Below are 14686 nucleotides of genomic sequence, written 5' to 3' on the forward strand. Positions count from 1 at the left end.
GTCGCCGCGGGGCGACAGGGGCGAAATGGGGCTATTGGCGACCGTACCGGGACGCTTCTGGATCGTCTGAGTTTGCAGAAACGTGAACAGATGAACTGTTCGGCCCTCTAGGGGATGGAAACCCTACGAAGTTGGGTAAAAACGCTGTGGCAGTGTCGCAGTTCATGATTCCCTCTTAACCGTCACACCGCCCTCGGACGTTCTCAGTTCAATCAACGATCGGGACTTCTCCGTGGGCACGAGCCGGCATTCCGACCTCCTGGTGTCCGACCGGGTGCGCCGGCCCCACCTCCATTGCGTGCTTAGCGGAGCCGACCCATGCTCACGACCCTGAAGACTGTCTATACCGACACGCGCGCCGGGGACCTGGCCTGGGCCCTCGGCCGCGAGCCGTTGCCCGCCCTTGCCACGCTCGACCTCGAACTGTCCGGCGCCACCGTCCAGTTGAGACTCCTCGGGGCCTCCCACCAAGTGCTCCTGGAGGAGGAGCACGGCGGCAGCTGCTCCGAGACGGTGGCCTGCATCCCCGGCAGCAGCACCCCGCTGCCGCTCGGCGTGTCCAAGCGGGTGGGCGAGTGGGAGTACGAGTTCGCGGCCTGCGTCGAAACGCTGTCGCAGGGGCAGTTCGCGGGCCGAGCCCAGGAGTTGCTGGCCCTGGTCACCGAGCACCCCCACGGCCTCGCCGGAGTCTTCCCCGGCATCCCGCACGCCTTCACCGCGATGCTCGCCCAGCGCCACGAGGGCTCGGTCATGTGGCGCACCTGGCACGCCTATCCGCAGGACGGACAACTGGTGGCGACCAGGACCCGGGTCGGCGTGCGGATGCCGGCGGCGCTGTGACGTGGGGGAACTCCCCTGCGGCCGCCCCGTGACGGGCGGGGCGCCCGGGGCGGCGGCGGACCCGTGTGCGCGGGCGCGGCACCGATGTCACCCGCACGCGCCCTGCGGCCCTTCGTGCGTCTTACACGTCCACCCGGGCACCTCCACCCTTGTGGGGGACTTGGCGTAAGCGTTCGGTGACGTAGCGTTCGCAGCGTGATCGAGCCGCCCGAGCGTCTGCCCGTCACGCCCCGGACAGGCCGGTTCCTCGTCCTCGCGGGCGTGTTCATCTGTGCCGCCTGCGGACTCGTGTACGAACTCGAACTCGTCGCCCTCGCTTCGTACTTGATCGGTGACTCCGTCACCCAGGCCTCCGTCGTGCTGTCCGTGATGGTGTTCGCGATGGGCATCGGCTCGCTGCTCGCCAAGCGGCTGCGCTGCCGGGCCGCCGCCGGATTCGGCCTCATCGAGGCCGCCCTCGCCCTCGTCGGCGGCTGCAGCGCCATGACGCTGTACGCGGCCTTCGCCTGGTCCGGGGACCGCGGCGAGGTGTGGGCCAGCGGCTCCCGCTACCTCTTCGTGGCGTTCTCGCTCGCCATCGGCGTCCTCATCGGCGCCGAAGTGCCCCTCCTGATGGTGCTGATCCAGCGCGTCCGACGGCAGGACGCGGGCGGCGCCGTGGCCGACCTGTTCGCCGCGGACTACGTCGGCGCGCTCGTCGGCGGACTCGCCTTCCCCTTCCTGCTCCTGCCCTGGTTCGGACAACTCACCGGGGCGCTGCTCACCGGCGCCGTCAACGTCCTCGCGGGCGGGGCCCTCGTCTTCGGCCTGTTCGGCCGCGACCTGAGCGGGCGCGGCCGCTGGATACTCCTCGCCACCAACATCACCGTCCTCGCCGTCCTCGCCTCCGCCGCCGTCCTCGTCGACGACTTCGAGCGTGCCGCCCGCCGCGCCGTCTACGGCTCCGACATCCGCGTCGCCGTCCAGACCGGCGTCCAGGAAGTCGTCCTCACCGGCGGCCGCCGCGAATCCCTCGACCTCTTCCTCGACGGCAGACTCCGCGTCAGCGGCCGCGACGAACACCGCTACCACCAGGCGCTCGTCCAGCCCGCCATGCGCGGCGGGCCGCACGCCCGCGTCCTCGTCCTCGGCGGCGGCGACGGGCTCGCCGCCCGCGAGGTCCTTCGCCACTCCGGGGTGCGCCGCGTCGACATCGTCGAGATCGACCCCGGCGTCGTGAAGCTCGCCCGCAACGATCCCGCGCTCAGCGAACTCAACGGACACGTCTACCGCGACCCGCGGGTGCGGGTCGTGCACGCCGACGCCTTCCACTGGCTGCGCGGGCCGCACGCCCGCCGCCTCCCCTACGACGTCGTCGTCGCCGACCTGCCCGACCCCGGCATCACCGCCAGCACCAAGCTCTACTCCCAGGAGTTCTACGGCCTCGTCGCCCGCGCCCTCACCGACGGCGGCCGCCTCGCCGTGCACGCCGGGCCCGTCGCCACCCGCGCCCACACCTACTGGACCGTCGACGCCACCCTGCGCGCCGCCGGGCTCGCCACCACGCCCTACCGCGTGACGGGGCGTCACTCCGGCTTCGCCGCCGGGCCCGACCGGACCGCCGACGGCACCGTCCACCCTCGCGACTGGGGGTTCGTCCTCGCCGCCCGCGGGCCCGAAGGGCTTGTCGCCGCCGCGGACTCCACCATCCTGCGGTCCGGCGCGCGCGCCGCCCAGCGCGTCCGGCCCGGTGCCCGGCAGCCCGTCGCCCCCTCCACCCTCGTGCATCCGCGGTACGCCGACTGACGGGTCGTCCGGCCCTCGGCGCGGACAAGTGTCGTACATCACGCGGTGGGCGTCGGTACGCTCGACTGTCATGGAGCATGAGGTGTTCGTACCGGTCCCGGAAGAGCCGCTCCGCGAAGCGCTCGCCGACCCCGAGCGGGTCGCCGGCGCTGTGCCGGGGTTGCAGCGTGATGCCGACGCGGAGTCGCCGCCCCTGTCCGGGCGGCTGCGGGTGCGGGTCGGTGGCCACACGATCACCTACCGCGGCGCCCTGCGGCTCGCCCCCCGGGGCGGGGGTGCCTACTCCCTCGACGGCGAGGGCACCGAGGTGCGCGGCGGTGGCTCCGTGAAGTTCTCCCTCACCCTGCGCCTCGCCCCCGCCGCGGAGGGTGGCACCAGCCTCACCTTCACCGGCACGGGCTCCGGCGACGGGCGCATCGCCGAGATCGCCGAAAGTTCTCCACAGGCTGTGGAGTCGGCGGTGCGGAGGTTGCTCGGGAGGTTCGGGGAGGGGTTGGGGGTGGGTGCGGCCAGGGCCTCTGCGGCTTCTGCGGAGGCCTCCGGCCGGGATCCGGGCAGGGACGCCTCCGCTGACTCCGACTCCGCCTCCGCCGACTCCGCCGATGCCGCCGACTCCGTCGAGGAGGCCGGGGGGATCTACGACGCCGAGGTGCCGCCTCCGTCCTTGGACCCGATGGCGGATGACTTCGACCGGGTGTTGGACGTCGGGGGTGGGGCTGCGGCGGAGGCCGCGCATGCTCGGCGGACGATGATCGGGCGCAGTGCGGAGGAGGTCGACCACGCTCCGCCCCGGGGGCGGTACGCGCCCGTGCCGGTGCCCGAGGCGATGTCGGGCGGGGTCGCCACGCTGCGCTGGGCCGCGCCCGCGGCGGCGGTGGTGCTGGCTTCGGCGATCGTGGTGGGCCGGGTGCTGCGTCGCCGGCGCTGAGCTGGCGGGGGCGCCCAGTGCGGCTGCGCCGGGGGCGCCCCCGAATCGGCGCTCCGCGCCTCGTCCTCAAACGCCGGACGGGCTATCTCCCACCCACCCGCCCTGACTTCCTCCGGGGCCACCCGGAAGCCCGGCACCATCAGCCCCGAACCACCCCGCCCCACAGCACCCCGCCCCGCGAAGTTTCAGCCCGTCCGGCGATTGAGGACGAGGCGCGGAGCGCCGATCGGCGGTGCCCCGGGCCCGCCCGAACGGGACGCCCCACCCCCGGGGTCCAGGGGCGGAGCCCCGGTTTCGGGAAGGGGCGGGGTTGGGGAGCCCCCGGCGGGGAGGCGGCGGTCGTAAGGTCGGGGGTGTGAGTAGTGATGAGATCAGGCTGGGCGCGGGTGGCGCGGACGTGACGGTGCGGCCGGGGGACGGCTGCCGGGTGGGGAGTCTGCGGGTCGACGGGGTCGAACTGCTGCGGCAGGGGGAGCGGTACGGGAGCTTCCCGATGGTGCCGTGGTGCGGCCGCACCAGGGAGGGAAGGTTCAGGAACGGCGACGTTCCGCACCAGCTCCCGGTGAACTCGCCGCCGCACGCCATCCACGGCACCGCCCGCGACGCCAAGTGGAAGACGGCCCGCGTGACCGACCGCGAGGCGGTGTTCACGTACGACCTGACGGACCCCTGGCCGTACCCGGGCAGGGTCACGCAGGTCGTGGAGCTGACCGAGGACGCCCTGACGCTGAGGCTGGCGATCGAGACGTACGAGGACTCGTTCCCGGCGCAGGCGGGCTGGCACCCGTGGTTCAACCGCCACCTGCCGGGCGACCCGGCGGACGCCGAGGGCGTCCGGCTGGACTTCGCCGCCGCCTGGCAGGAACTGCGCGGCGACGACCACCTCCCCACGGGCACCCGGATCGACCCGACCCCCGGCCCCTGGGACGACTGCTTCGGGATGCCCGACGGCGTGGACGTGACCCTGACCTGGCCGGGCCGCCTGGAGCTGAAGGTGGCGAGCCGGGAGCAGTGGGTCGTGGTGTACGACGAGCCCGCGGAAGCGGTGTGCGTGGAGCCGCAGACGGGCCCGCCGAACGGCCTGAACACCGCGCCCCGCCTCGTCACCCCGCTGGAGCCCCTGGAGACGTCGACCACCTGGACCTGGCGGCGCCTGTGACCCCCACGGCGCCTTTAAGCTCGTAGCCATGACGAACGACGTACGCGGCGACCTGCTGCAGCAGATCAAGGACAAGGCCGTCGTGCACGGCAAGGTGACGCTCTCCTCGGGCATCGAGGCCGACTACTACGTCGACCTGCGCCGCGTCACCCTCGACGGCGAGGCCGCCCCCCTGGTCGGCGAGGTCCTCCTCGACCTGACCGCGGACCTGGAGTTCGACGCCGTGGGCGGCCTGACGATGGGCGCCGACCCGGTGGCCGCGGCGATGCTGCACGCCGCCGCGGGCCGGGGCCGGCGCCTGGACGCCTTCGTGGTCCGCAAGGCCGCGAAGGCGCACGGTCTGCAGCGCCGCGTGGAGGGCCCGGAGATCAAGGGCCGCCGGGTGCTCGTGGTCGAGGACACGTCGACGACCGGCGGCTCCCCGCTGACCGCCGTGGAGGCGGTCCGCGAGGCCGGGGCCGAGGTCGTGGGCGTGGCGACGATCGTGGACCGCGCGACGGGCGCCGCCGAGAAGATCACCGAGGGCGCGGGGGTCCCGTACCTCTTCGCGTACTCGAAGGACGAGCTCGGCCTCGACTGAGCGATGCCGCCGCGCGGCGCCCCGCACGGGTGCCGCGCTCGGGCTGGAGCAATCCGGCGAGTCTGGAAAGATGGGGGCGACGACGGCGTCGCCCCCGGTACCACCGGTCCCACCGGTCCTCCAGGTACCCCAGGTCAGGGACACAGCAGCAGAGCAGCACTCACCCCGCACATCACAAGGAGCGGACACATGCCCATCGCAACCCCCGAGGTCTACAACGAGATGCTCGACCGGGCGAAGGCAGGCAAGTTCGCCTACCCGGCCATCAACGTGACGTCCTCGCAGACCCTGCACGCTGCGCTGCGCGGCTTCGCGGAGGCGGAGAGCGACGGCATCATCCAGATCTCCACGGGTGGCGCGGAGTTCCTGGGCGGCCAGTACAACAAGGACATGGTGACGGGCGCGGTGGCCCTCGCCGAGTTCGCGCACATCGTCGCGGCGAAGTACGACATCACGGTCGCGCTGCACACCGACCACTGCCCGAAGGACAAGCTCGACGGCTACGTCCGCCCGCTCCTGGACGTCTCCGCCGAGCGCGTCAAGGCCGGTCGCAACCCCCTCTTCCAGTCCCACATGTGGGACGGCTCCGCCGAGACCCTCGCCGACAACCTGGCCATCGGCCAGGAACTGCTCGCCAAGGCCGCCGCCGCGAAGATCATCCTCGAGGTCGAGATCACCCCGACCGGCGGCGAGGAGGACGGCGTCACCCACGAGATCAACGACGAGCTGTACACCACGGTCGACGACGCGATCCGCACTGCCGAGGCCCTGGGCCTGGGCGAGAAGGGCCGCTACCTGCTCGCCGCCTCCTTCGGCAACGTCCACGGCGTCTACAAGCCGGGCAACGTCGTGCTCCGCCCCGAGCTCCTGAAGGACCTCCAGGAGGGCGTCGGCTCCAAGTACGGCAAGCAGTCCCCCTTCGACTTCGTGTTCCACGGCGGCTCCGGCTCCACCGAGCAGGAGATCGCGACCGCCCTGGAGAACGGCGTCGTGAAGATGAACCTCGACACGGACACGCAGTACGCCTTCACGCGTCCCGTCGCCGACCACATGTTCAAGAACTACGACGGCGTCCTGAAGGTCGACGGCGAGGTCGGCTCCAAGAAGACCTACGACCCCCGCACCTGGGGCAAGTCCGCCGAGGCGGGCATGGCCGCGCGGGTCACCGAGGCCTGCGCGAACCTGCGCTCCACCGGCACGAAGCTCAAGTAGGTCACCGTTCGTCGGGCCCGGTACTCCGCGTGGGTGCCGGGCCCGCGGCATGTCCGGAGGAACCCGTCGTGGAGTACGAGCCCGTGGAGGACGCGTCCATGAAGCACGAACCCGTGAAGCACGAACCCGTGGAGTACGACTTCGACACCCCCGTCGACCGGTACGGCACCTGGTGCGTCCAGTGGGACGGCGTCGCCGACCTGCTCCCCTTCACCATCTCCGACATGGACTTCGCCTGCGCCCCGCCCGTCCTCGACGCGCTCCAACGCCGCGTCGCGCACGGCGTCTTCGGCTACACGGACTGGCGCAACGACGACTTCCGCGGCGCCGTCCGCGACTGGTTCAAACAGCGCCACGACACCGACGTCGACCCCGGTGCGCTCGTGTACGCCCCGTCCGTGCTCAACCAGATATCCCAGCTCCTGCGGATGTGGACCGAGCCCGGGGACGGGGTGGTGGTGCACACGCCCACCTACGACGGGTTCCGGAAGGTCGTCGGCGGGCTCGGCCGCGAGCTGCGCACCGTGCCCGTCGACGATCCCGGACTCGCCCTCCTCGAAGCCGAGTTGGCCCGGTCCGGCGCGCGCGTGCTGCTGCTCTGTTCGCCGCACAATCCCACCGGGCGGGTGTGGAGCGACGCCGAGCTCGGCGGGATCGCGGCGCTGTGCGAGCGGTACGGGGTCGCCGTCATCAGCGACGAGATCCATGCCGACCTCACGCACGACGGGTCCACCCACCTGCCGTGGACCCGGTACGCCCGGGGGCGGTGGGCCCTCGTCACCTCCGCCACGAAGGCCTTCAACTTCCCTTCCCTGAGCGGGAGTTATGGCTTCGTCGGGGACCCCGACGACCATGCCGCCTTCGTCCGGCGGATGGACACGGGGGAGGGGCTCGCCTCGCCCGCGGTGCTCTCCCTCACCGCCCACATCGCCGCCTACCGGGAGGGGGCGGAGTGGCTGGACGCCGTGCGCGCCTATACGTACGGGAATCTGCGGTATGTCGGGGAGCGGTTGAACGAGGCCTTTCCCGAGCTGGGGTGGGTGCCGCCGCAGGCGGGGTATCTCGCCTGGGTCGATCTGCGGTCGGCGCTCGGGGGCGCGGGGGACGAGGCGCTTCAGCGGGAGCTGGTGGAGCGGCAGGGAGTGGCCGTCATGGCCGGGGGGACGTACGGGGCGCCCGGGTTCGTGCGGCTGAATGTGGGGTGTCCGCGGGGGAAGGTCGAGGTGGGGGTGGAGGCGTTGGTGCGGGGGGTTCGGGCGGTGCGGGGGTAGGGCCTCGCGGGGGGCTGGAAAACGTGCCGGTGAGTATCAGCCCGTCATGGGGGTGCCCCTTGCTCCTTAAGAGCTTGGGGGAGTTCGAGGACGAGGCGCGGAGCGCCGACAAGCGGGGGTTCGGGGGCGCGGCCCCCAGGTTCGGGAAGGGGTGGGGTCGGGGAGCCCCCGGCAGGGCCACGGATGCCGCAGACTTGTCCCATGGCCATTCACGAGAACCTGCTCGGGGGACCGCCCCCGACCCACCTGCCCGACGACCCGGAGCCCCGCGAACTCCTCGCGGCCGGCACCCCGGCCACGGAGGTGGCGGCGAAGTACCCGACGTCGTCCCTCGCCTGGGCCCGCCTCGCCGACGAGGCGTACGAGGCAGGCCGCGTCGTCGAGTCGTACGCGTACGCCCGTACGGGATACCACCGCGGCCTGGACTCCCTGCGCCGCAGCGGCTGGAAGGGCCACGGCCCGGTCCCCTGGGAGCACGAGCCGAACCGCGGCTTCCTGCGCGCCCTGCACGCCCTGGCCCGTGCCGCGGGCGCGATCGGCGAGCAGGAGGAGTACGAGCGCTGCTCGACGTTCCTGCGCGACTCCTCACCGGCGGCGGCGGACACGCTTGGCTAGCGGCCCCGCCCGGCCACCGCACCCGCGGGCCGCGCACGACCTGCCTGGACACCCGGTGTGACCAGGCAGGTCTTGCCGTTTCCGGGGATGTTGCGGAGGATGCGGGTGGGGACCGGGGCCCCCGTGCCGGTACCGGCAGGGGCGGACCGCTACCCGGAGTACGCATCTAGGAGACAGCGATGTCCCACGAGGCGCACGCGGCGCACGAGCCCGGCCGCCAGTCCGCGGTGGCGGACGGCGAGAGCCCGGACAGCCCGAACCTCGACTTCGCAGGCACCACCCCTTACGAGGACTACGTCCAGGCGGACGTCCTCACCCACCTCCAGCACCTGCGGTCCGACGACCCCGGCGAGATGGTCTTCCTCGTCACCACTCAGGTGATGGAGCTGTGGTTCACCGTCATCGTCCACGAGTGGGAGACCGCCGCGCGCGCCCTGCGCGAGGACGACGTGCCGGTGGCGATCGCCGCGCTGAAGCGGTCGGTGCGGGAGCTGGAGGCCCTGAACCACTCGTGGAAGCCGCTCGGGCAGCTCACCCCCGCCCAGTTCAACTCCTACCGGGGCGCGCTCGGCGAGGGCTCCGGCTTCCAGTCGGCGATGTACCGGCGCATGGAGTTCCTGCTCGGTGAGAAGTCCGCGTCCATGCTGGTGCCGCACCGCGGCGCCCCGCGCGTGCACGCCGAGCTGGAGAAGGCGCTCCAGGAGCCGAGCCTGTACGACGAGGTGCTGCGGCTCCTCGCCCGGCGCGGGCACCCGATACCGGCCGCGGTCCTCGATCGCGACATCTCCCGCAAGTACGAGCCCTCGCCCGAGGTCGAGGCCGTGTGGACGGCTCTGTACGCCGGGGACGAGGGTGCCGAACTCGCCCGGCTCGGCGAGGCGTTGACCGACGTCGGCGAGCTGGTCTGGCGATGGCGCAACGACCACCTGGTCGCCACCCGCCGCGCCATGGGCTCCAAGACCGGCACGGGCGGCTCCGCCGGGGTGGCCTGGCTGGAGAAACGGGCCGCGAAGAACGTGTTCCCCGAGCTGTGGACGGCGCGCAGCCATGTCTGAGGCAAGGAGGTCGGAGGTGGCCGAGGTGTCGGAGGTGTCGGAGGTGTCGGAGGTGGCCCTCGTGGCGGAGCGTGCGCGGCTCGTCGACGCCGCCGCCGTACGGGACGGGAAGGACGAACTCGCCCACAAGCGGGCGGAGTTCGTGCTCGACGACACCGTCTATCTGGACGGGAACTCGCTGGGCGCGCTGCCCCGGGGCGTCGAGGCGCGTGTCGTCGACGTCATCACCCGCGAGTGGGGGCGGATGCGCATCCGCTCCTGGGAGGAGAGCGGCTGGTGGACCGCGCCGGAGCGGATCGGCGACCGGCTCGCCCCGCTGGTCGGCGCCGCCCCCGGGCAGGTCGTCGTCGCCGACTCGACGAGCGTCAACATCTTCAAGGCGCTGGTGGCGGCCGTGCGCATCGCCCGTCGGCGCGGCGGGGACGGGACCTCCCCGGACGAGGGGCGCGACGAACTCGTCGTTGACGCCACGACCTTCCCCACGGACGGGTACATCGCCGCGTCCGCGGCCCGCCTCACCGGCTGCCGTCTGATCCCCGTCGCCCCGGCGGACGTCCCCGGCGCGCTCGGTCCGCGTACCGCCGCCGTCCTGCTCAACCACGCCGACTACCAGTCGGGGCGCCTGCACGACCTGCCCGGCCTGACCGCGGCCGTGCACGCGGCGGGTGCCCTCGTCGTGTGGGACCTGTGCCACACGGCGGGCGCGCTGCCCATCGGCCTCGACGAGCAGGGCGTGGACCTGGCTGTCGGCTGTACCTACAAGTACCTGAACGGCGGCCCCGGTTCGCCCGCGTACCTGTACGTGCGCCGGGAGCACCAGCCGCACTTCGACTCGCCGCTGCCCGGCTGGAACTCGCACGTCGAGCCCTTCGGGATGCGGCCCGAGTACGAACCGGCCGCCGACGCCGTACGCGGCCGTGTCGGCACCCCCGACATCCTGTCGCTGCTCGCCTTCGACGCCGCGCTCGACGTGTGGGAGGGCGTGTCGATGGCGGCCGTGCGCGCCAAGTCCCTCGCTCTGACGGACTTCTTCCTGGAGTGCGTCGCCGCGTACGTGCCCGCGGGCCGCGTCGAGTCGGTCACGCCCGAGGCGCACGCCGAGCGGGGCAGCCAGATCGCGCTGCGCTGCCCGGACGCCGCCGACGTCATGAAGCGGCTCATCGGGCGGGGCGTGGTCGGCGACTTCCGCGCGCCGGACGTGCTGCGCTTCGGGTTCACGCCGCTGTACGTGTCGTTCGCCGACGCGGAGCGGGCCGCGTGGGTCCTGGCGGAGACGCTGGCGGAGGCGCCCGGGGGGTCGGAAGGTTCTCTGTAGCCGCCCGTGGTCGGCTGTCGCCTGCAGTCGCCTGCGGCCGCCCGTGGCCGACTGTAGTCGGGGAGAGTGCCGTGGGGTCGCTGGATGGGGCGGTGCGTGGGCCCTGCGGCACGGATGTCGGTCGGATCCTGATACCGTCCGGCAAATCTGGATCATGGTACGAACGCCCGTCGGCTGCCGGAGAGTTGCTGCTGGGCAGTTGCCTTCGGTGGCCGACGGGCGCCGCTGACCGAGTTTGAGAGGGTTGCCGCATGCCGGACGACGCCGCCGTGGCTCGCGATGCCGCCGAGCAGGATTCCGCGTTCGCGCATCCCGCGGTCCGGCCCGACGCCACCGCCGCGTACGGCGCGCACGCGGACCAGGTCGTGGACTTCTACGCCCCGCGCGGCGCCGCCGAGCGGGCCGCGCCGCTCGTCGTGGTGCTGCACGGGGGCGCGTGGCGGGCTCCGTACGACCGCGCGCACGTGTCACCGTTCGCGGACTTCCTGGCCCGGCGGGGGTTCGCCGTGGCCAGCGTCGAGTACCGGAGGGGTGCTTCGGGTGGGCTTGTCCCGGCGCAGGGTGGTCTTGCCCCGGCGCAGGACGGCCTCGTCCCCGCCCAGGGTGGCCTCGCCCCGGAGCAGGGCGATGCGGGGCCCGTCGCCGGGCGCTGGCCCGACACCCTCGACGACGTGGCCGCCGCGCTCGACTCCCTGCCCGAGCTCGTCCGTACGGCGCTGCCCATGGCCGACCCGTACCGGGTCGTCCTGACCGGGCACTCGGCCGGCGGGCATCTCGCGCTGTGGGCCGCGGCCCGGCACGTCCTGCCGGAGGGCTCGCCGTGGCACCGGGAGCGGCCTGCCCCGCTGCGCGGTGTGGTGGCGCTCGCCCCGATCGGGGACCTGCGGGTGGCGGACGAGCTGGGGGTGTGTTCCGGTGCGGTACGCCAGTTCCTCGGCGCCGCCCGGTCCGGCGTGGACGCCGGTGATGCCGACGCGCGGTTCGAGGAGCGGGTCGCGCACGCGGATCCGGCGGCGCTGCTGCCCACCGGGATCGCCACCACCGTCGTCCAGGGACGGACGGACATCGTCGTGCCGCAGGCCGTCTCCGAGGCCTACGCGGACGCGGCGGCCAAGGCCGGTGAGGTGGTCGGCTTGACGCTTCTTGAGGACGTCGGCCACTTCCCGCTGATCGACCCGGCGGCGGACGCGTGCGCGGTGGTCGCGGAGGAAATCGCCCAGCTCGCCTTCTGATCGCCCTCGCCCCCCCCGTCCCGTGCGGGTGGGACGGGGGCGCCCCCGTATCGGCGCTCCGCGCCTCGTCCTCAGTCGCCGGACGGGCTCTCTCCCACCCACCCGCCCTGACTTCTCCCGGGCCACCCAAAAGCCCGGCACCATCAGCCCCGAAACGTCCCCACGCCACAGCCCCCTCCCGCCCAGCCGCAGCGCCGCTTCCCCCCTTCCCCGCAGCACCGCTTCACCCCTTCCCCGCAGCGCCCCTTTCCCCGCGCCCCACAGCGCCTCTCCGGCCCGCCCGGCGGAGTTTTCAGCCCGTCCGGCGTTTGAGGACGAGGCGCGGAGCGCCGATTCGGGGGAGGACTGGTCCACCAGGAGGGGACGTCTGCCCCCGGGGTCCAGGGGCGGAGCCCATGGTTTCGGAGAAGGGGTGGGACTGGGGCGCCCCCGCGAGGGCCCCACCCCCCCACGTAGTACCTACGACGGACCTCCCCGAACCCGTCCCGGAGGGGACGCGGGGCCGACCCCCCGCCCCGTACCGTTTATCGCGTGACCGAGAAAACGCGCAGCCCAGAGCTCCACCTCGCGCAGAACGCCCTCCAGGGCCTGCGCACGGACCTCTTCCACGACGCCTTCGCCTACCGCCCCCTGCCCCCGCTGCGCGCCGACGCCCCGATGGTGCAGTGGCTGCCGGGACGGATACGCAGGCTCGCCGTGTGGTTCCCGCACGCGGTGGTCCTGGCGATGGCCGCGTTCACGGTGATGATCACGTACGCGGGGATGTCCGGCGGTTACGGCGGCAACGACCTGGTCGAGGTCCTGGCGTCGCTGGTCCCTGCGGCCACGGTGGCCCTGACCCTGGTGCGCCCGGTCTTCGCGTGGTGGCTGTCCCTGGCGGTGACCCCGTTCCTCGCGGTGGTGGCCGGCGGCGGCGACTACCCGTGGTCGCCGGGCTCCTTCGTGGGTCACACCCTGGTGATGATGGTGGTCGCGGCCCGCACCCGCCCCCGCACGGCGGCCTGGATGTGGGTCCTCACGACGGTGTACTCGTTCCTCGCGGACGGCGCCGGGTCGAGCTACTCCTCCAACAGCGGCCCCCTCGCCGTGGTCAGCGGCGTCGCGATCACTCTGGTCAGCCTGGCCGCCGTGAACTCCCACACCCGCCGCGAGGTCGTCGCCGAGCGCACGGTGACCGCCGTGGAGCGGGACCGGCGCACGCTCCTCGAGGAGCGCACGAACATCGCCCGCGAGCTGCACGACGTGGTCGCCCACCACATGTCGGTGGTCGCGATCCAGGCGGAGGCCGCCCCGTACCGCGTGGAGAACCCGCCGCCGGAGCTGGAGCAGGCCTTCGCGACGATCCGCGAGAACGCGGTGATCGCCCTGACGGAGCTGCGCCGCGTCCTCGGCGTCGTCCGGGCGGAGGACTACGAGGCCCCCGACGCCCCGCAGCCCACCCTCGCCGACATCGACCGGCTGCTCGACAACGTGCGCGGCACCGGCCTCGCCGTGGAGAAGGCGGTCACCGGCGCGGCCCGCGAGCTGCCGCAGGGCGTGGAGCTGTCGGCGTACCGCATCGTGCAGGAGGCGCTCAGCAACAGCCTGCGGCACGCGCCGGGCGCGACGGCCCGGGTGGAGATCGGCTATGTCCTCGGCGGGCTCGGCCTGCGGATCGTGAACGGGCCGCCGACGGAGTCGGTGAAGCCCTCGCCGGGCGCGGGGCACGGCATCACGGGGATGCGGGAGCGGGTGTCGATGCTGGACGGCGGCATGACGGCGGAGCCGACGGCGGACGGGGGGTACGAGGTGACGGTGTTCCTGCCGGTGCCGGTGGACGCCCCGAGGTCGGCGGACGCGGGCAGCGCCCCGGAGGCGGCCGACGTCCGGACCGGGCCGACCGGGCCGGGGTCGCCGAAGGCCGAGCCCTCGTCCCCGGCCGTCACACGGCCACTCTCCCTCGACAAGCCCGCCGGAGGCCACGCCTGATGAACCGCACCATCCGCGTCCTGATCGCCGACGACCAGATGATGGTCCGCGAGGGCTTCTCCGTGCTGTTGAACGCGATGCCGGACATCGAGGTCGTCGGCGAGGCGGTGAACGGGCGCGAGGCCGTCGAGCGGGTCCGTGAGCTCGCCCCGGACGTCGTCCTGATGGACATCCGCATGCCGGAGCTGAACGGCATCGAGGCGACCCGCGAGATCGTCGCGGACGCCCGGGTCGAGACGAAGGTGCTCGTCCTGACGACGTTCGACCTGGACGAGTACGTGTACCAGGCGCTGCGCGCGGGCGCGTCCGGCTTCCTGCTCAAGGACGCGTCGGCCCGCCAACTCGCGGACGGCGTAAGGGTGGTGGCCTCCGGCGAGGCCCTGCTCGCGCCGAGCGTGACCCGCCGCCTGATCACGGAGTTCTCGAAGCTGTCGGACAACCCCCGGCTCGCCGCGTCCGCGCAGGCGCAGGCACAGTACGGCGAGCTGACCGAACGCGAGACGGAGGTCCTGGTGCTCATCGCGCAGGGCCTGTCGAACGGGGAGATCGCCGCCCGTCTCGTCGTCGCCGAGTCCACGATCAAGACGCACGTCAGCCGGGTCCTGGTGAAGCTGGGCCTGCGCGACCGCACCCAGGCGGCGGTGTTCGCGTACGAGGCGCGGCTGGTCACTCCGGGCTGAGGGGGCGCCGGCCGGGCCGGGCCGAGGAGGGGGCTGGTCAGGCGGG

Annotated in this window: 13 protein-coding genes; all 13 read left to right on the forward strand. The window is 73.1% G+C overall.

The features are described from left to right. Positions 1–318 precede the first annotated feature (318 nt). The 13 genes from ACZ6BG_RS37970 to ACZ6BG_RS38030 all read left to right on the forward strand — a co-directional run bounded on the left by ACZ6BG_RS37970 (position 319) and on the right by ACZ6BG_RS38030 (position 14640). Positions 319–840 (forward strand): DUF2617 family protein, encoded by a 522-nt coding sequence (locus tag ACZ6BG_RS37970; protein WP_469010644.1) that lies wholly within the window; start codon positions 319–321, stop codon positions 838–840. Between the two features lie 195 nt (positions 841–1035). Further along, a complete protein-coding gene (locus ACZ6BG_RS37975) occupies positions 1036–2625 on the forward strand; it encodes a polyamine aminopropyltransferase (RefSeq protein ID WP_469010645.1) in 1590 nt (529 codons plus the stop codon). A 70-nt stretch (positions 2626–2695) separates the two neighbouring features. After that, the gene (locus ACZ6BG_RS37980; protein ID WP_469010647.1) at positions 2696–3553 is read left to right on the forward strand and encodes an SRPBCC domain-containing protein; all 858 of its coding nucleotides are present in this window, start codon (positions 2696–2698) and stop codon (positions 3551–3553) included. A gap of 355 nt (positions 3554–3908) precedes the next feature. Beyond that, positions 3909–4712 (forward strand): aldose epimerase family protein, encoded by an 804-nt coding sequence (locus tag ACZ6BG_RS37985; protein ID WP_469010649.1) that lies wholly within the window; start codon positions 3909–3911, stop codon positions 4710–4712. A gap of 28 nt (positions 4713–4740) precedes the next feature. Continuing rightward, positions 4741–5292 carry an orotate phosphoribosyltransferase gene (gene pyrE, locus ACZ6BG_RS37990; RefSeq protein WP_190117936.1) on the forward strand — a complete coding sequence of 184 codons (552 nt, stop codon included), beginning with the start codon at positions 4741–4743 and terminating at the stop codon, positions 5290–5292. Positions 5293–5481: 189 nt separating this feature from the next. Further along, positions 5482–6504: a class II fructose-bisphosphate aldolase gene (fbaA, locus tag ACZ6BG_RS37995; RefSeq protein WP_469010651.1), complete on the forward strand. Its 1023-nt coding sequence runs from the start codon at positions 5482–5484 to the stop codon at positions 6502–6504. Positions 6505–6602: 98 nt separating this feature from the next. Then, positions 6603–7775, forward strand: a complete 1173-nt coding sequence (locus ACZ6BG_RS38000) for a MalY/PatB family protein (RefSeq protein ID WP_469010847.1) — start codon at positions 6603–6605, stop codon at positions 7773–7775. A 201-nt stretch (positions 7776–7976) separates the two neighbouring features. Continuing rightward, positions 7977–8390 (forward strand): DUF3151 domain-containing protein, encoded by a 414-nt coding sequence (locus ACZ6BG_RS38005; RefSeq protein ID WP_469010656.1) that lies wholly within the window; start codon positions 7977–7979, stop codon positions 8388–8390. Positions 8391–8569: 179 nt separating this feature from the next. Beyond that, positions 8570–9445 (forward strand): tryptophan 2,3-dioxygenase family protein, encoded by an 876-nt coding sequence (locus tag ACZ6BG_RS38010; protein ID WP_469010659.1) that lies wholly within the window; start codon positions 8570–8572, stop codon positions 9443–9445. Continuing rightward, positions 9438–10760, forward strand: coding sequence for a kynureninase (gene kynU / locus ACZ6BG_RS38015; protein WP_469010662.1), 1323 nt, complete (start codon positions 9438–9440; stop codon positions 10758–10760). The genes ACZ6BG_RS38010 and kynU overlap by 8 nt, the downstream gene beginning before the upstream one ends. 251 nt (positions 10761–11011) lie before the next feature. Continuing rightward, on the forward strand, positions 11012–11992 hold the full coding sequence (locus tag ACZ6BG_RS38020) for an alpha/beta hydrolase (RefSeq protein WP_469010664.1): 981 nt from the start codon (positions 11012–11014) through the stop codon (positions 11990–11992). Positions 11993–12523: 531 nt separating this feature from the next. Continuing rightward, the gene (locus ACZ6BG_RS38025; RefSeq protein WP_469010666.1) at positions 12524–13960 is read left to right on the forward strand and encodes a sensor histidine kinase; all 1437 of its coding nucleotides are present in this window, start codon (positions 12524–12526) and stop codon (positions 13958–13960) included. Further along, positions 13960–14640 (forward strand): response regulator, encoded by a 681-nt coding sequence (locus ACZ6BG_RS38030; protein WP_030363193.1) that lies wholly within the window; start codon positions 13960–13962, stop codon positions 14638–14640. The genes ACZ6BG_RS38025 and ACZ6BG_RS38030 overlap by 1 nt, the downstream gene beginning before the upstream one ends. Positions 14641–14686 lie beyond the last annotated feature (46 nt).

The organism is Streptomyces sp. NPDC041205 (assembly GCF_055591765.1).